The organism is Pseudochelatococcus lubricantis (assembly GCF_042432495.1).
GTDB lineage: Bacteria > Pseudomonadota > Alphaproteobacteria > Rhizobiales > Beijerinckiaceae > Pseudochelatococcus > Pseudochelatococcus lubricantis.
In genome coordinates, this window is sequence record NZ_JBHLXC010000005.1 from 1 (window position 1) to 16,529 (window position 16,529).

The 16,529-nt window shown below is 64.4% G+C and carries 15 protein-coding genes and 1 tRNA gene; 13 read left to right on the plus strand and 3 right to left on the minus strand.

Annotated features, from left to right (window positions below):
• A partial coding sequence (locus ACFFJ7_RS10725; RefSeq protein WP_377592236.1) for a VWA domain-containing protein occupies positions 1–2,071 on the plus strand: 2,071 nt, incomplete at its 5' end.
• A gap of 193 nt (positions 2,072–2,264) precedes the next feature.
• Positions 2,265–2,342 (plus strand) — tRNA-Pro (locus tag ACFFJ7_RS10730).
• 178 nt (positions 2,343–2,520) lie between these two features.
• Here the strand turns inward: ACFFJ7_RS10730 and ppk2 are convergent.
• Complete coding sequence (gene ppk2 / locus ACFFJ7_RS10735; protein ID WP_246225265.1) at positions 2,521–3,480, minus strand: polyphosphate kinase 2; 960 nt, start codon at positions 3,478–3,480, stop codon at positions 2,521–2,523.
• Positions 3,481–3,591: 111 nt separating this feature from the next.
• On the opposite strand from ppk2, the gene ACFFJ7_RS10740 reads away from it, so the two are divergent.
• The 7 genes from ACFFJ7_RS10740 (at position 3,592) to phoB (ending at position 10,938) form a co-directional block, all read left to right on the plus strand.
• A complete protein-coding gene (locus ACFFJ7_RS10740) occupies positions 3,592–4,851 on the plus strand; it encodes an ATP-binding protein (protein WP_166951792.1) in 1,260 nt (419 codons plus the stop codon).
• Between the two features lie 190 nt (positions 4,852–5,041).
• A complete protein-coding gene (gene pstS, locus ACFFJ7_RS10745) occupies positions 5,042–6,061 on the plus strand; it encodes a phosphate ABC transporter substrate-binding protein PstS (protein WP_166951790.1) in 1,020 nt (339 codons plus the stop codon).
• Between the two features lie 183 nt (positions 6,062–6,244).
• The gene (gene pstC / locus ACFFJ7_RS10750) at positions 6,245–7,237 is read left to right on the plus strand and encodes a phosphate ABC transporter permease subunit PstC (protein WP_166951787.1); all 993 of its coding nucleotides are present in this window, start codon (positions 6,245–6,247) and stop codon (positions 7,235–7,237) included.
• A 2-nt stretch (positions 7,238–7,239) separates the two neighbouring features.
• A complete protein-coding gene (gene pstA / locus ACFFJ7_RS10755; protein WP_166951784.1) occupies positions 7,240–8,079 on the plus strand; it encodes a phosphate ABC transporter permease PstA in 840 nt (279 codons plus the stop codon).
• Entirely contained in the window at positions 8,076–8,885 is an 810-nt protein-coding gene (gene pstB, locus ACFFJ7_RS10760; protein WP_166951781.1) for a phosphate ABC transporter ATP-binding protein PstB, read from the plus strand. Before pstA ends, pstB begins: the two co-directional genes overlap by 4 nt.
• A gap of 64 nt (positions 8,886–8,949) precedes the next feature.
• A complete protein-coding gene (phoU, locus tag ACFFJ7_RS10765; RefSeq protein WP_166951778.1) occupies positions 8,950–9,660 on the plus strand; it encodes a phosphate signaling complex protein PhoU in 711 nt (236 codons plus the stop codon).
• A 573-nt stretch (positions 9,661–10,233) separates the two neighbouring features.
• Positions 10,234–10,938: a phosphate regulon transcriptional regulator PhoB gene (gene phoB / locus ACFFJ7_RS10770; protein ID WP_166951776.1), complete on the plus strand. Its 705-nt coding sequence runs from the start codon at positions 10,234–10,236 to the stop codon at positions 10,936–10,938.
• 151 nt (positions 10,939–11,089) lie between these two features.
• Here the strand turns inward: phoB and ACFFJ7_RS10775 are convergent, their stop codons facing one another.
• Positions 11,090–11,686 (minus strand): GcrA family cell cycle regulator, encoded by a 597-nt coding sequence (locus tag ACFFJ7_RS10775; RefSeq protein WP_377592241.1) that lies wholly within the window; start codon positions 11,684–11,686, stop codon positions 11,090–11,092.
• A gap of 595 nt (positions 11,687–12,281) precedes the next feature.
• Here ACFFJ7_RS10775 and ACFFJ7_RS10780 point away from each other — a divergent pair.
• The 4 genes from ACFFJ7_RS10780 to ACFFJ7_RS10795 are packed head-to-tail and all read left to right on the plus strand — an operon-like array spanning position 12,282 to position 15,716.
• Positions 12,282–13,493, plus strand: a complete 1,212-nt coding sequence (locus tag ACFFJ7_RS10780) for an aspartate aminotransferase family protein (protein ID WP_377592243.1) — start codon at positions 12,282–12,284, stop codon at positions 13,491–13,493.
• Positions 13,490–14,482 carry an ornithine carbamoyltransferase gene (argF, locus tag ACFFJ7_RS10785; protein ID WP_377592244.1) on the plus strand — a complete coding sequence of 331 codons (993 nt, stop codon included), beginning with the start codon at positions 13,490–13,492 and terminating at the stop codon, positions 14,480–14,482. The genes ACFFJ7_RS10780 and argF overlap by 4 nt, the downstream gene beginning before the upstream one ends.
• On the plus strand, positions 14,479–15,495 hold the full coding sequence (locus tag ACFFJ7_RS10790; protein WP_377592245.1) for an Hsp33 family molecular chaperone: 1,017 nt from the start codon (positions 14,479–14,481) through the stop codon (positions 15,493–15,495). The genes argF and ACFFJ7_RS10790 overlap by 4 nt, the downstream gene beginning before the upstream one ends.
• Positions 15,492–15,716 carry an alkylphosphonate utilization protein gene (locus ACFFJ7_RS10795; protein ID WP_166951760.1) on the plus strand — a complete coding sequence of 75 codons (225 nt, stop codon included), beginning with the start codon at positions 15,492–15,494 and terminating at the stop codon, positions 15,714–15,716. The genes ACFFJ7_RS10790 and ACFFJ7_RS10795 overlap by 4 nt, the downstream gene beginning before the upstream one ends.
• 66 nt (positions 15,717–15,782) lie before the next feature.
• On the opposite strand, the gene ACFFJ7_RS10800 is transcribed toward ACFFJ7_RS10795, so the two are convergent.
• Entirely contained in the window at positions 15,783–16,280 is a 498-nt protein-coding gene (locus ACFFJ7_RS10800; RefSeq protein WP_166951757.1) for a group III truncated hemoglobin, read from the minus strand.
• Positions 16,281–16,529: the final 249 nt, after the last annotated feature.

The window sequence follows — 16,529 nt, forward strand, 5'->3', positions numbered from 1 at the left end:
GCTGACGGACTACGACAACCAGCCCGCGTCCGGTACCCTGAGCGTGAAGATTGTCGACGACGTGCCGGCGGTCACTATCGCCGCTGCGGTAGGAGACGGCGACGACACAGTTGAGGAAACGGCGACAATCTCCGGCAAGTGGACGCTGGTCGAGGGCGCCGATGGCGTGACGAACCAGAATCTGAAGGTGGTTGTCGACGGCAACGAGAAGACGTTCGATGGCAACGGCAAGGCGGAATTCGACACTGCCGCTGGCCATCTGACCGTCAGCAACACCGGCACGTGGGCGTTCGCAGCGGCTGCCGTGGACAGCACGAAGACCGTCGAATTCAAGATCACGGCTGTCGATGGTGACGGCGATTCTGCACAGGACTCGCATAAGATCATTGTCACGGATGTCTTCAACCCCAGCCTGCTTGTTGTGGGTTCGAACACCGATGATCAAGGCAACAATCAAGAGCCACACGTTATCAAGCGCGAGGACGGCAAGGATCAGAGTCCAACGGGTCGCGGGACGATCGCAGGTGGCAACGGTGCGGATGTGCTAATCGGCGACATCGGCGGTATCGGTGCCGGGAAGGGACAGAGCCTCAACCTTGTGCTGGTGCTCGATACTTCGGGAAGCATGAATGATTCAATGGGAGGAGGGAAAAGCCGCCTTGACGTACTCGAGGAGGCTGTCAATAACTTGGTGACTGTGCTTGGCAAATCTCAAGCCGAGAACATCCGGGTGCGCCTTATTCAGTTCGACAGGGATGACTCGGGGACCGCAGAGACGATCGATATCCGTCAGAACGGGCAGCCGGTACTCAGTGCTCAGAAAGACGTCAGCGACTGGCTTAAAGATCTTGAGACGGCGAATGCGACGAACTATGAAGCAGGGTTGCAAAGTGCGCTGGAGTATATCAGCACCAATCAACCCTTGGGTGCGGCTCTAAATCCCCAGAACAAGGTTCTGTTTATTTCGGACGGTCAGCCGAACACTTGGTACACGGGGGATAGCAAGACACCTTCCAACACTTCTAACAACGCAACGGGTAACGAGACTGCGACGCGCCATATCGAGGGTGGCAATGAGGTGGGTGACCATGTTGCAGAAGTCACCGAGATATATAACCGTGGCTATACTATTGATGCTATCGGTATCGGGTTAACGCAAGCAAACCTGACCTATCTGCACAGGGTTGAGGGCAGTGGGCTTGGCATCCCGGATGCTGTTGCAACGAATATCAATACGGCCCAGGAACTCGAAAAAGAGATCGGCGAACTGAGCGGGAGCGCCGCACTCACTGCGGCCGGCAACGACACGTTCGACGCAGGTGCCGGCAACGACATCATCTTCGGCGACACAGTGTTCACCGATGTATTGCGGGGGACTGCCGCGGCGAACGGGCTGAACGTGACTAGCCTTCCAGAAGGTTCAGGCTGGGCGGTCTTCACTGCGCTGGAAGCGAGCAGCATCGACTTCCGTAGCACTTCTCTCGCGCAGTATGCGGATGCTACAACCGGCAAATGGACGGCGGAAGCGACAGAGCGGTATGTCCGCGCCAAGCACGAGGAGCTTTCTGCGGAAAGCACACTCAACGGCAAGGGCCGGGATGGTGGCAACGACATCATCAATGGCGGTGATGGCAATGACACCATCTATGGTCAGGAAGGCAACGACACCATCAACGGCGGTGCCGGTGACGACATCATCTACGGCGGCACCGGCGTAGACAAGCTGACCGGCGGCTCTGGTGCCGACATCTTCGGTTTCCGGGCCGGGGAGACAGGCATTACGGCGGCTACCGTCGACGAAATCACCGATTTCGCGACCGGCGTCGACAAGATCAAGACGGGCCTGGCAGGCAGCGGAGCCAACTATGCAGAGGGCACTGCGGCCGACTTCAGCGGCGCGCTCGCTGCTGCTAACACCGCGATTGGTGGTGCAATAAAGTACTACTTCGCGGGGGTTGGAGCGGACGGCTACCTGTTCTACGATCGGAATGGCGATGGCAATGCCGACGAAGCGATCAAGCTGACCGGTGTCGGCGTCAACGGCTTCGACTCGTCCGACATTATCGCCTGATCGCCGGGGCGCTGGCTTTAACCTGCGCCCGCCATGCGACCGAACAATCCCCTCGGGGGGCGGAAGCGCCCCGGGGGGCCATGTATTCACAAAACGCCGGAACGATACCGTTTCCCCTTGCATCCGGCCGCGGATTTTCCTAAACACCACGAACCGGCCATCGCCCCGCTCGGGCGGTGATTCCTTTTGGTCGCGGAGCGTAGCGCAGCCCGGTTAGCGCACTAGTCTGGGGGACTAGGGGTCGTGGGTTCAAATCCCGCCGCTCCGACCATTAGGGAATAAATTTCAAGAAAAATCCGAAACCGGGCACGTCGGCGCCACTGGCGTCCGGGGAATGATGGTATGCAGGTCGCGGCAATTGCGCGTGCAGCCTTGGCCTTCTTATGCTGACGCCCTGTTCCGCGGGCTTCCGGCGCGGTACGTGAATCGGTAGCGCGCCGGCCCTCCGTTCAATCGCCGTTCGCGGTCGGTTCGCCGCCCTTGCACAGGAAACGCTTCGCGGAGAGCACCACGCCGCGGTCCTCCTTGCCGATGACACTGTCGTCCCTGTCGGTGTAGGGCGTGGCGGTCAGCACGTGGCGGATGACGGCCAGGCGTGCCCGCAGCTTGTCGTTGCCGCGGATGACCGTCCAGGGGGCGTGCGGCGTGCTGGTGTGCTCGATCATGCGGTCGAAGGCGCGGGAATAAGCATCGAAGCGCGGAATCGCCTCATAGTCGATGGGGGACAGCTTCCAGTGCTTCAGCGGGTCGTGCTCGCGCGCGTGCAGCCGCGCCATCTGCATCTCCGGCCCGATGGTCAGCAGGATTTTGATCAGGCGGATGCCGTCGTTCGTCCACAGCTTTTCCAGAACCGGCGCCTCGTTCAGGAAGCGCTCGGTCTGTTCCGGCGAGCAGAAGCCCATCACCGGCTCGACGCCCGCGCGATTGTACCAGGAGCGGTCGAACAGCACGATTTCGCCCGCCGAGGGCAACTCGCTGACATAGCGCTGGAAGTACCATTGCCCGGCCTCGACGTTTGAGGGGCGGGGCAGGGCGACGATACGCACGCTGCGCGGGTTCAGATGCTGGGTGAAGCGCGTGATGGCGCCGCCCTTGCCGGCGCCGTCGCGCCCTTCGAACACCACGACGAGCCGCTCGCCGGACTGACGCACCCAGGTGGCGAGCTTCAGCAGCTCGATCTGCAGGCCGCGCAACTCCCGCCTGTAGACCTTGCTCGACAGCTTGTCGTCATAGGGAAATCCGCCCGAGCGCAGGGCTGCATCCGCGATCGCCTGCGGCAACTCGGGTGCGTGGATGTCGAACGAGGCCAGAACGTCCGACGCGCCGTGAGCTGTCTCCGCCGCCGCCACGTCCGCGTCGTCGTTCGCACCATCTCCGGATTTCCGATTTTGCCTCGCGCGATGGGCCATCTGCCGTCTCCCTGTCATGACTTTAATGGCATCATAACGGTTTATAAGCCGGGTTAACAGCCGCGCCGGCGGCAACCGGGGCGCGGACAAGGGAATCGGCAGGGAATCGGAATGGAATTGAGTTCACGGGGCATTGCCCTTCGCGCGGCCCTGTTGGCCGCCGCGATTCTGGGGCTGGTCGAGATGCTCAACGGCTCCTTCGGCTGGGCCACGCTGGCCGGCGCCGCGCTTTCGGCGCTGCTGGCGGCGGCGCTGTTCAGGGATAGCCGGCCGCTGCGCAAGCGCCTCGCGGTGGGGGGCGTGAAGCCCGCTTCCGCCAGCGCGGTTTCTCCGGCGGTGCTGCTCGCCGCCTTGCCCGATCCGGTGGTGCTGATCGACCGGCGCGGGGTGGTGCTCAACGTCAACCCGGCCGGCCGGGCCCTGTTTCCGCTGCTGGTGGAGGCGCGGCCGCTGGCGTTCATCGTGCGCGCGCCCGCTGTTCTCGACGGCATCGAGACCGTGCTGCGCGGCGGCGGGGCGGTGCAGGCGGAGTTCCGGGAGCATGGGTCGGTGGAGCGCACGCTGGAAGCGCACATTGCGCCGCTCCTCACAGGCCAGGGCCCGTTGCCCGAAGGAGCGGTGCTGCTGATCCGCGATCTCACCAGCGCCCGCCGGCTGGAGCACATGCGGGTGGACTTCGTTGCCAACGCCAGCCATGAGCTGCGCACGCCACTCGCCTCGCTGATCGGCTTCATAGAGACGCTGCAGGGGCCGGCGCGCAATGACGAGAATGCGCGCGAGCGCTTCCTGGTCATCATGCGCGATCAGGCCAGGCGCATGTCGCGTCTCATCGACGATCTGCTCTCGCTCTCCCGCATCGAGATGAACCTGCACGTGCCGCCGAGCGACACGGTTGAGGTGGGGCTGCTGGTGCGCCACATGATCGAGACCCTGGCGCCACTCGCGCAGGAACGTGGCGTCACCGTCGCGCTGGAGCTGGCGCCGATGCCCGTCTATGTGACGGGCGACCGCGACGAACTGCTGCGCGTGGTCGAGAACCTGGTCGAGAACGCCATCAAATACGGCCAGAAGGGCCAGCGCGTCGACGTATCGGTGACAAAGCGCAAGGCTGGCGGCGAGGAAGTGGTGATCGAGGTGCGCGACTACGGTCCCGGCGTGGCGCCCGAGCACCTGCCGCGCCTGACGGAGCGCTTCTACCGCGCCGATGTCGCCGAAAGCCGGGAAAAGGGCGGCACGGGGCTCGGCCTCGCCATCGTCAAGCATATCGTCAACCGCCATCGCGGCCGCCTCGATATCGAAAGCCGGAGCGGCGAGGGCGCGATGTTCAGGGTCTCGCTGCCCAGAGTCGTCCCGGCCGGGGAAGATACCTGACGGGGACCGCCGGCCAGAGAACAGAATCTCCGCGCGGGCGGATACATGTCATTGAAGTGTCATCAGAGCGTCATAGAGACTCTTGGTGACGGCCATTAAGTTCGGCCTTGTCCATGGCGACCACGCTGCGCCGGCCGCAATTCGGCGGCGGGCGGACACATTCATTTGAATCCATTCCTGGAGACGTTCCGTGAAATTCTCTCACCTCTACGCTGCCGCTGGCCTCGCGGCCGTCGCTTTCGCCGCTCCTGCGGGTGCCCAGACCGTCACGGGCGCTGGCGCCAGCTTCCCCGCGCCTGTTTATGTCAAGTGGGCTGAGGCCTTCAACAAGGAGACGGGCGTTCAGATCAACTATCAGTCGAGCGGTTCGGGCAACGGCATCAAGGCGATCAAGGGCAACACGGTTGTCTTCGGCGCCACCGACGCTCCGCTCTCCGGCAAGGATCTCGAAGAGTCCGGCCTCGTGCAGTTCCCCACCGTCATCGGCGGCGTGGTTCCGATCGTCAACCTCGAAGGCATCAAGCCGGGCGAGATCGCTCTCGACGGCGAGACGCTCGCCAAGATCTTCCTCGGCGAGATCAAGAAGTGGGACGACGCGGCCATCAAGGCGCTGAACCCCGACGTCAAGCTGCCCTCCACGGCCATCGCCGTGGTGCGCCGCGCTGACTCCTCGGGCACGACCTTCAACTTCACGAGCTACCTCTCGAAGGTTTCGGCCGAATGGAAGGACAAGCTCGGCGTCGGCACCACGGTGCAGTGGCCGGTCGGTCTCGGCGCGCCCGGCAACGATGGCGTCGCGAACAACGTCGCGAAGATCGCCGGTTCGATCGGTTATGTCGAATACGTCTACGCCAAGGCCAACAACCTGTCGTACACGCGCGTGAAGAACAAGGACGGCAAGTTCGTGGCGCCCAGCTCCGCGACGTTCCAGGCCGCCGCTGCTCACGCGGATTGGAAGTCGGTTCCCGGCTTCGGCGTGATTCTCGCCGACCAGGCTGGCGCAGACTCCTGGCCGATCACCGCCGCGACCTTCGTGCTCGTGCACAAGGAGCCGAAGGACAAGGCGCAGTCCGCCGCTGCCCTGAAGTTCTTCGACTGGGCCTACGAGAAGGGCGCTTCGATTGCCGAGGAACTGTCCTACATTCCGCTGCCCAAGAGCGTGACCGACCAGATCCGCGCTGTCTGGGCGGCTGAAGTCAAGAACAAGTAAGCGGCCTCGTCCGCAGGCTGAACGGGGGGCGCCATGCGGGTGCCCCCCGACCTTCCCCGCTGCGGCGCCTCATACCCGCGCAGGCAGTTTGCGAATGGCGCGTTTTCGCCTGCCTGCCGCATCTGCGACTGCCCCATGGCGGCGGGTTGAAAAGGGGTCCCTTCGCACACAGGCAGAGAACTCATGGCCGACGTTGCTATAAAAGACATATCCCGCGGCAACGATGCAGCGGTGAACAGATCGCAGGCCCTGAACAAATTCAGGCAGAACGACACGTTATTCTTCCACCTGACGCGGTCGGCGGCGCTTCTCGTGCTGGCGCTTCTTTTCGCCATCGTGCTGTCGCTGATCTACGGTGCGTGGCCGGCGCTCAGCCATTTCGGCCTCAACTTCTTCGTATCGCAGACGTGGGACGCCAACGCAGAGGAATTCGGCGCGCTCGCCACGATCTACGGCACCCTGGTGACATCGCTGATCGCCATGCTGATCGCTGTTCCCGTGGGTCTCGGCATCGCGGTGTTCCTGACGGAGCTGTGCCCGATGCGGCTGCGCCGCCCGATCGGCATCGCGGTCGAGCTGCTGGCCGGTATTCCCTCGATCATCTACGGTATCTGGGGCTTCTTCGTGTTCGCCCCCTTCCTGCAGCAGACGCTGCAGCCTTTCCTGATCACGTTGTTCGGCCCGGTTCCGGTGCTGAACGCGGTCTTCGCCGGCCCTCCCTACGGCCTCGGCACGCTGACGGCCGGCCTCATCCTGGCGATCATGGTGCTGCCGTTCATCGCCTCGGTGTCGCGCGACGTGTTCGAGACGGTTCCCCCGGTGATGAAGGAAGCGGCCTACGGCATCGGCTGCACCACCTGGGAAGTTGTCCGCAACGTGGTCATTCCCCACACCCGCGCCGGCCTCGTCGGCGGCGTCATGCTGGCGCTGGGGCGCGCGCTGGGCGAGACGATGGCGGTGACCTTCGTCATCGGTAACGCCAAGCAGATTTCCGCGTCGATCCTGCAGCCCGGCACCACGATCTCGGCGACCATCGCGCTCGAATACGCCGAGGCGTCCGAAGGCCTTTACCGCTCCTCGCTGGTGGCGCTCGGCCTCATCCTGTTCATCATCAGCTTCATCGTGCTGGCGGTCGCTCGCCTCATGCTGGCGCGTCTCAACAAGCTGGGGGCCTGATCATGGTATCGTATGCCGCGCGCAAGCGCAAAAACAGCATCACCATGGGCCTCTGCACGGCGGCTGCGCTGTTCGGCATCATGTGGTTGCTGCTCATCCTGGTCGTGCTGGTCTGGGAAGGTTTCTCCGGCCTGTCGCTGGCCGTGTTCACGGAAATCACGCCGAGCATGGGCTCCGTCGGGGGCGGCCTGCTCAACGCCATCATCGGCTCGATCATGATGACGGTGGTCGCTGTGCTCGTCGGCGCGCCGCTTGGCGTCCTCGCCGGAACCTACATGGCGGAATACGGCCGCTATAATAAGCTCACGAATGTCGTGCGCTTCATCAACGATATCCTGCTCTCGGCGCCGTCGATCGTCATCGGCCTGTTCATCTACGAAGTGCTGGTCGCGCCCTTCGGCGGCTTCTCGGGTTGGGCGGGCGCCGCGGCGCTGGCGGTGATCGTCATTCCGGTCGTCGTGCGCACGACGGAAGACATGCTGCTGCTGGTGCCCGGCCAGCTGCGCGAGGCGGCCACGGCCCTCGGCCTGCCGCGCTCGATCGTGATCAAGCAGGTTGCCTACAAGGCGGCGATCACGGGCATCGTCACCGGCGTGCTGCTGGCGGTGGCGCGCGTGAGCGGCGAGACGGCACCGCTGCTGTTCACGGCGCTGAGCAACAACTTCCTGAGCCTGGACATGGGCCAGCCGATCGCGAGCTTGCCGGTCGTGATCTACAACTTCACCAAGACGCCTGACGAGAACATGCAGCAGCTTGCGTGGACGGGCGCCCTGCTTATCACCTTCACGGTTCTTGCGATGAGCATTTCGGCTCGCGCTCTTTCGACGAGGAAGAAGAAATGACCACCCAGAGCGCCACGCAACCGGTGCCCCCGGCAATCCCCGCCGGCCCGCTCACCGAAAAGGTTTCGGTCCGCAATCTCAAGTTCTACTACGGCAACTCGCTGGCGCTGAAGGGCATCAACCTGCCGCTGTACGACCGGATCGTCACCGCGTTCATCGGCCCGTCGGGCTGCGGCAAGTCCACGCTGCTGCGCGTGCTGAACCGCATGTACGATCTCTACCCCGGCCAGCGGGCCGAGGGTGAGGTGCTTGTCGACGGTCAGAACGTGCTCAACCCCGGCCAGGACCTCAACGCCCTGCGCGCCAAGGTCGGCATGGTGTTCCAGAAGCCGACGCCGTTCCCGATGTCGATCTACGACAACATCGCTTTCGGCGTGCGCCTCTACGAGAGCCTGAACAAGGCGGAGATGGATGAGCGGGTCGAGTCCTCGCTGCGCCGCGCCGCTATCTGGGACGAGGTCAAGGACAAGCTGGGCGCCTCCGGCCAAAGCCTCTCGGGCGGCCAGCAGCAGCGTCTGTGCATCGCGCGTACCGTCGCCGTGAAGCCTGAGGTCATCCTGTTCGACGAACCCTGTTCGGCGCTCGACCCGATCTCGACCTCGAAGGTCGAGGAGCTGATCGACGAGCTGAAGGAAGACTACACGATCGCCATCGTGACGCATAACATGCAGCAGGCAGCGCGCGTGTCGCAGTTCACGGCGTTCATGTATCTCGGCGAACTGGTGGAATTCGCGGAAACGACGAAGATCTTCACCGCGCCGCAGGACAAGCGCACGCAGGACTATATCACGGGCCGCTTCGGCTGATGCGCAGACAGATACGGGCGGCGCGTCGCGCTGCCCGTGCTGCCTCCAAACAGGGATACTGGTGATGGCCGAACATATTGTAACTTCATTCGACGCCGATCTCGAACTCCTGCGCAGCAGGATCGCCGAGATGGGGGGCATTGCCGAGAAGCAGCTTGACGACTCCACCCGCGCGCTCGTGCGTCGTGACGTCGCTCTTGCTCAGCAGGTCATCGATGCGGACTCGCGTCTCGACAGCCTGCAGCGCGAGATCGAGGAACTCGCGGTCGCGACGATCGCCCGTCGTCAGCCGGTCGCGGTTGACCTGCGCGACATCATCTCCGCCATCCGCGTGGCGGGCGATGTGGAGCGTATCGGCGATCTGGCGAAGAACACGGCGAAGCGCGTGCTGGCAATCAGCTCCGAACTGCAGCCCGCCAAGATCGTCGGCGGCGTGCAGCACATGAGCGATCTGGTGCAGGAGCAGCTCAAGGACGTCCTCGACGCCTACGCCCAGCGCGATGAGAAGAAGGCGCTCGAAGTGTGGAACCGCGACGACCGCATCGACGCGCTCTACAACTCCGTCTTCCGCGAACTGCTTACCTACATGATGGAAGACACGCGCAACATCACGTTCTGCACGCACCTGCTGTTCCTCGCCAAGAACATCGAGCGTATCGGCGATCACACCACCAACATCGCCGAGACGATCTACTTCCTGACGACCGGCGAAACGCTGGCGGGCGAGCGTCCGAAGGGCGACACCACGAGCTTCGCCACCACGCCTGCGGTGTGATGGACGTGCAATGCCGGGGTGCCTGCGCGGCGGGGTCACTAGAGCGGTTTGCATTCAAGTCAATCCATAGAATCGAATGCAAGTTGCGATAAAATGTAGAATTTAGAGCGCACGCCCTGATTTCATCAGAGCGTGCGCTCTAGGCCGGATTTGTTGGAGGGCAGCGCTGATGAAGGGCTTCCTCCGGCATGAAGGAATGGATCGGGCGTACAGGAAAATCTGGACGTCTCAAGCGATGCGCTGATCGTTCCGGCACGTCGGGAACGCTTTCGGACTGCGGTCCGAAAGTTCTTGCTGTCGTGCGCGGCGTCATCCCATGCCAGCGGCCAAGTCCGGGAGGCGCCATGCCGGCGCTACCGGTCTCTTCGACGGGTCTCATGCGGGTCTTGTTCAAGCGCCGCACGAACCCGACCACTTCTCGACGAGTCGCGCTCTTCGGGAAACGGCGTTACCGGACAGGGTGCATTGCGCGTCGGCGCCCGTTCGCACGGCTTTGCCCACCAAGGCAGTGTAGCCCGAGCGCGTGAAGTTTCGATGTCTCGCACTTGCTGCGGGCGATACCACGAGGACCTCATGGTAGGACCACGCATTCTCATCGTGGAGGACGAGGAGCCGCTCGCGCTGCTTCTTCGCTACAACCTCGAAGCCGAGGGCTATTCCGTCGACAGCGTGGGACGCGGTGACGAGGCGGAAATCAGGCTGAGGGAGCAGGTTCCCGATCTCGTCCTGCTCGACTGGATGTTGCCCGGCCTCTCCGGCATCGAGCTGTGCCGGCGCGTGCGCGCGCGCGGCGACACCGAGCGCCTGCCGATCATCATGCTCACGGCGCGCGGCGACGAGGGCGAGCGGGTGCGGGGCCTCGCCACCGGCGCGGATGATTACGTCGTCAAGCCCTTCTCGGTGCCGGAACTGCTGGCGCGCGTGCGCGCGCTGCTGCGCAGGACCAAGCCCGGGCACGTGGCGACGCTGCTGCTGGCCGGCGATATCGAACTTGACCGCGAGACGCGGCGCGTGCGCCGCAGCGGCCGCGAGCTGCATCTGGGGCCGACCGAGTTCAAACTGCTAGAATTCCTGATGCAGAGCCCGGGCCGTGTCTTCACCCGCGAGCAGTTGCTCGACGGCGTCTGGGGGCACGATGTCTATATCGACGAGCGGACCGTGGATGTGCATGTCGGGCGTCTGCGCAAGGCCATCAACCGCGCCCGCAGTCCGGATCCGATCCGCACCGTGCGTGGCGCAGGATATGCGTTTGACGAAACCTTTGCGCGCAGCGAATAGCTGACATGCACAAATCGGGTGATCCGCTTATCCCTGCGTGCATATGCCGCAGGCGCCGCGTGTCATTGACAGTTCTCCAGCAAAAAGGCCGCCGGGAAGACCGGCGGCCTTGTCATATCGAATGCATCCATGCGGAATGCCGCGCCGCCGCTCAGGCCCGTTTGCGGTCGCGGCGACGGTCGAGCACCGGCTGGTAGGCGATGCTGGCGTGGTGCGTGCAGTAGGGCATGCCCGTCACCGCACGCGCGCCGCAGAAGCGGAAATTCGGGGAGGTCGGATCGCCGACCGGCCAGCGGCACATGTATTCGCGCAGATCCATGATCGTGACACGCTCGGACATCGGCACGACAACGTTCTCCCGCACTACGGGCACGATGTCCGTCGCGAGGGTTGCCGCCGGCATGTCATCGGGCTCCGCGGCGAGCGCCGCCGTCGCGAGGGCGGCGTTGCCGAAGGTCGATGCCAACGGCTGCGGGACCGGCGCGGGCGCGGCGACCGAAGGGGCCTGGCGGGGGGCGGAAACGACAGGCGCAGCCGGGGCCGGCGCCTTTCGCGGCGGACGGGGCGTCTGGGCGGCAGGGGCCTTCGCACGGCCCGACAGACCCAGACGATGAACCTTGCCGATCACCGCATTGCGACTGACGCCGCCGATCTCCGTTGCGATCTGGCTGGCGCTCAGGCCATCGCTCCAGAGTTTGCGCAACTGCTCGACACGTTCGTCAGTCCAGGTATTGCCGGGATCGCTCATTACTCATGCTCCATCATGCCGCGTCTCGCGCGGAATCCTTCAAGTCGCCGGCAAGTGACCTGTTGCCGGGCGCAACGTTCGCCTCATGGGAAACGCTGGAAGGAACAGCCGGACGATATTTCGTGGCTCTCAAGCGGGAAACTACTATATGCCGTGACTCTCCGGCAAGAGTCGTGCTTGCACAAGCATGCATTTTCCCACAGGAGAGATTGTAAACGAACTCTTGATGCCATGAAAAATGCTGTGAATGCCGGCAATTTCAAGGCCGTGTGACAAAATTCTTCACGCCGGCGGCTGCGGCTTCATGTCCTGCTGCCTCCGGGCCGGCTCCGGCAGCCGGCAACACGAGCGCCAATCGGCTTCAGTTTGTGCTTGAATGTCTTTCGCACTGACAATAAGTTAAACAGGTTGCCGCCCCGTGGGGCGGCTTTTTCCGTTTCCCGTGGCGGAGCCATGCCCTGTTTGCATGGAACCCGGTCCCGGGATTTCGTGTGACGGCGGATGCTGCACATGGCCGGGCGCAGGTCGCGGCCGGCGCTGCCGCTGTCTTTCGTGCGCAGGCCGTGATCGCCTGCCTGCCCCTGGAGTATCTGCTGTGACGTCGCCACTTCTGCCGACCTATGCGCGGGCTGATGTAATCTTCGAGAAAGGTGAAGGTGTCTGGCTTGTGGCGCGCGACGGGCAGCGATATCTCGACCTCGGCTCGGGCATCGGCGTCAACGCGCTTGGCTACAGCCATCCCGCGCTGCTGGCGGCGCTCGCCGAGCAGGGCGGCAAGCTGTGGCACATCTCGAACCTGTTCCAGAACCCGCAGGCGGAGCGCCTTGCCGGGCGGCTCGTCGACGCGAGCTTCGCCGATACCGTGTTCTTCACCAACTCGGGGGCGGAGGCGCTCGAATGCGCCATCAAGACGGCGCGCAAGTATCACTCGGCCGACGGCCATCCGGAGCGCTACCGCATCATCACCTTCGAAGGCGCGTTCCACGGCCGCACGCTGGCGACTATCGCCGCCGGCGGCCAGCAGAAGTATCTTGAAGGTTTCGGGCCGAAGGTCGACGGCTTCGACCAGGTGCCCTTCGGCGACTGGCAGGCGCTCGCGGCGGCGATCGGCCCGCAGACCGGCGGCATCCTGATCGAGCCCGTGCAGGGCGAGGGCGGCATCCGCCCGGTTCCGCCGGCCGATTTGCGCCGCCTGCGCCAGATCGCCGACGACAACGGCCTGCTGCTGATCTTCGACGAGGTGCAATGCGGCGTCGGGCGCACGGGCAAGCTGTTCGCCCATGAATGGTCCGGGATCGCGCCCGACATCATGGCCATCGCCAAGGGCATCGGCGGCGGTTTCCCGCTGGGGGCGAGCCTGGCGACGCGCGAGGCTTCCAAGGGCATGACGCTTGGCACCCACGGCACGACCTTCGGCGGCAACCCCCTCGCCACGGCGGTGGGTAACGCGGTACTCGACGTGATCCTCGCGCCGGGCTTTCTGGAAAGCGTGCAGGAAAAGGCCGGGTTGTTCCGCCAGCGCCTCGCGGAGCTGAAGGACCGCTATCCGGATGTGATCGCCGACGTACGGGGCGAGGGGCTGATGCTCGGCCTCAAGCTGAAGGTGCTGAACACGGACTTCGTCAGGAAGGCACTGGCGCACCGGCTGGTGGTGATCGCGGCCGGCGACAACGTGGTGCGCCTGCTGCCGCCGCTGATCATCAGCGAGGCCGAAATTGCCGAGGCAGTGGCCGGCCTCGGCGCCGTGGCGGAGACGTTCGTGACGCACGCAGACGCAGAAAACGCAGACGAAAGACATGCAGGATGACCAAGGGTAACGGAGCGACGAAAAACCGGAAGGTGAGGCACTTTCTCGATCTGAGCGATTTCTCGGGTGACGAGGTGCGGGCAGTGCTCGACCTCGGCGCGGCGATCAAGGCGCGGCGCGTCCGGGGTAGCCGGCAGGCGAGCCGACCGCTCGACGGCAAGGTGCTGGCGATGATCTTCGACAAGCCCTCCACCCGCACGCGCGTCTCCTTCGATGTCGGCATCCGCGAACTCGGCGGCGAGCCCATCATGTTGACGGGCGCGGAAATGCAGCTCGGGCGCGGCGAGTCCATTCCGGATACGGCGCGCGTGCTGTCGCGCTTCGTCGACGCGATCATGATCCGCATTCTCGACCACGCGGCCATGCTGGAACTCGCGGAATACGCGACCGTGCCGGTGATCAACGGCCTTACCAAGCTGTCGCACCCCTGCCAGATCATGGCCGACCTGATGACCTTCGAGGAGCATCGCGGGCCGATCGGCGGTCGCACGGTCGCCTGGACGGGCGACGCCAACAATGTGCTGACGTCCTGGATTCACGCGGCTGTGAAGCTCGATTTCCGGATCGCGGTGGCGACGCCGCCCGATCTCGCACCGCGCGCGGACCTCGTCAAATGGGCGCGGGCCCAGGGGGGCAAGGTGGTCATCACGGACGATCCGTTCGAGGCGGTGAAGGGGGCGGATGCCGTCATCACGGATTGCTGGGTATCGATGGGCGACGACGATGAGCGCTATCGCCATAACCTGCTGCGGCCCTATCAGGTCAACGAGAAGCTGATGGCCGCCGCCAACAAGGACGCTGTCTTCATGCACTGCCTGCCCGCCCATCGCGGCGAGGAAGTGACGGATGCCGTGATGGATGGGCCGCAGTCGGTGGTGTTCGACGAGGCGGAGAACCGTCTGCATGCGCAGAAGGGCGTGCTGGCCTGGTGTCTGGGTGTCGACCTCGCGGACGGGGAGGCGGTGCCTTCCGGAGACGGGCGGCGATGAGCGCGGCGAGCAAGCAGACGGGCGCGCAGGGCGGCGTGCCCGCCGGTGCGCGCGAGGGGGCCGATGACAGCGTGCTGCCCTTCGCCGCGGAGGGGCTCGACGTGCGTGGGCGGACGGTCCGGCTTGGCCCGTCCATCGATCTCATCCTGTCGCGGCATGGCTATCCGCCGGTGGTGTCGCGCGTGCTGGGCGAAGCGGCGGCGTTGACCGTGCTGCTCGGCTCGGCGCTGAAGTTCCAGGGGCGGTTCCAGCTCCAGACGCGCTCGGACGGGCCGGTCAGCATGGTCGTGGTCGATTTCGACACGCCAGACCGGCTGCGCGCCTGCGCGACTTTCGATGCGGACAAGGTTGCGGCGGCGGAGGCAGCGGGCGAGACCGGCACCGGCGCGCTGCTGGGCCACGGCCATCTGGCGCTGACCATCGACCAGGGCGCCGAGATGTCGCGCTATCAAGGCATCGTGGCGATCGAGGGTGGCGGCTTCGAGGATGCGGCCCACACCTACTTCCGTCAGTCCGAGCAGATCCCCACGCGCGTGCGGCTGGCGGTCGGCGAGGAGATTTCGGGAGCGGGCGAGGCGCGCCATACGGCGTATCGCGCCGGCGGCCTGATGGTGCAATTCCTGCCACAGGGAGGCGAGGGTGCCGCCGCGCAGTCCGCCGGCGATGAGGGCGACGAGGTCGACGACCGCTGGCGGGAGGCGCACCTGCTGGTCGATACGGTGGAGGATCACGAACTGATCGACTCCACGGTGTCGAGCGAGCGGCTGTTGTACCGACTGTTCCACGAACGCGGCGTGCGGGTGTTCGAGGCGCAGGGTGTGCGGGAAGCGTGCCGCTGCGACCGGAGCCGCATTCTGGCGACGCTGACGCGCTTCGACGAGGACGACAGGCGCGCCATGGTAGGGGACGACGGGCGCATCGGCGTCACCTGCGAGTTCTGCTCGCGTCATTATGATATCGATCCGGCCGAGATCGGCCTCGAAAGCGGTTCGCAGGAAGGAAGCACACCATGAGCGACGACGTCATCGTCAAGGACAGCAACGGCACGCAGCTTTCGGACGGCGATTCCGTGACTCTGATCAAGGATCTCAAGGTCAAGGGAACCTCGGAGACGCTGAAGCGCGGCACGCTGGTGAAGAACATCCACCTTACCGGCAGTCCTGGCGAGATCGAGGCCAACACCAAGCAGGTGAAAGGGCTCGTGCTGAAGACGGAATTCGTCAAGAAGGCCTGATGTGCCGAGGCATCTAGGCCCGCGGTCTCTGTGCCGGCGTGGAGTGTCCGATTCAGCCTTCCGGGATCAGCAGGGCAATTGCTGTGCCGTGTGTCCGTCAGCGTCCGGCGACGGCAGGTGCGGATTGATGAAGCGCTCGCCGCGCACGAGTTCCGCTCCATTGCTCACGGCGACGCCGTATTCGAGATTTTCGGCGATGCGCCGTGCGCGTTCGAGAAAATGTTCGGCGGCGGCCGGCGGGCATACCTCGCGCGCCACGCTCTCGAACAACCGCAGCCAGTGGTCGAAATGGCGGGCGTCAACGGGCAGGTTCATGTGCTTCGGCATCGGCCGGCCGTGATAGCGCCCGCTCATCAGCGCGACCGACGACCAGAACAGGCGCATCTGTGCCAAATGGATGTCCCAGTCAGCCACATGGGTGTTGAAGACCGGGCCCAGGACGGCATCTTCCCGCACGCGCGCATAAAACGCATCGACAAGACGCGCGATCATCGCGTCGTCGATTCCCGTCGCGGCCATGATTTCCGCCACGATCTGCGCCCTGCGCTCTGCCACATCCTCCATACAACGCTTCCCTTTGAATGCGCCCCTGCCACTTGCATGGCTAACGATATACGCGAACGGCGGCGCGGCAAAGGTGTGGTGGTGTCGCAGCCCTTGTCGCGGCCTTCCGTCAGCATGGCGCAAGACGATCCGGCGGGACGCATCAGCCAGAATTGTTGACTTATGCTTCCGTTATGATAAAAAATAAAATACGCCATAAATCAAGGAGTTTATGAGCGGATTATGACTTTCTGGAAAGAGAGGTTAAGT

What these genes read in the sequence shown, in the direction of transcription:
- pstB (WP_166951781.1), top strand. Translation starts at nt 8,076, where the DNA reads ATGACCACCCAGAGCGCCACGCAACCGGTGCCCCCGGCAATCCCCGCC.
- ppk2 (WP_246225265.1), bottom strand. Translation starts at nt 3,480, where the DNA reads ATGGCCCATCGCGCGAGGCAAAATCGGAAATCCGGAGATGGTGCGAAC.
- ACFFJ7_RS10795 (WP_166951760.1), top strand. Translation starts at nt 15,492, where the DNA reads ATGAGCGACGACGTCATCGTCAAGGACAGCAACGGCACGCAGCTTTCG.
- ACFFJ7_RS10775 (WP_377592241.1), bottom strand. Translation starts at nt 11,686, where the DNA reads ATGAGCGATCCCGGCAATACCTGGACTGACGAACGTGTCGAGCAGTTG.
- ACFFJ7_RS10790 (WP_377592245.1), top strand. Translation starts at nt 14,479, where the DNA reads ATGAGCGCGGCGAGCAAGCAGACGGGCGCGCAGGGCGGCGTGCCCGCC.
- pstA (WP_166951784.1), top strand. Translation starts at nt 7,240, where the DNA reads ATGGTATCGTATGCCGCGCGCAAGCGCAAAAACAGCATCACCATGGGC.
- ACFFJ7_RS10740 (WP_166951792.1), top strand. Translation starts at nt 3,592, where the DNA reads ATGGAATTGAGTTCACGGGGCATTGCCCTTCGCGCGGCCCTGTTGGCC.
- pstC (WP_166951787.1), top strand. Translation starts at nt 6,245, where the DNA reads ATGGCCGACGTTGCTATAAAAGACATATCCCGCGGCAACGATGCAGCG.
- phoU (WP_166951778.1), top strand. Translation starts at nt 8,950, where the DNA reads ATGGCCGAACATATTGTAACTTCATTCGACGCCGATCTCGAACTCCTG.
- phoB (WP_166951776.1), top strand. Translation starts at nt 10,234, where the DNA reads ATGGTAGGACCACGCATTCTCATCGTGGAGGACGAGGAGCCGCTCGCG.
- argF (WP_377592244.1), top strand. Translation starts at nt 13,490, where the DNA reads ATGACCAAGGGTAACGGAGCGACGAAAAACCGGAAGGTGAGGCACTTT.
- ACFFJ7_RS10800 (WP_166951757.1), bottom strand. Translation starts at nt 16,280, where the DNA reads ATGGAGGATGTGGCAGAGCGCAGGGCGCAGATCGTGGCGGAAATCATG.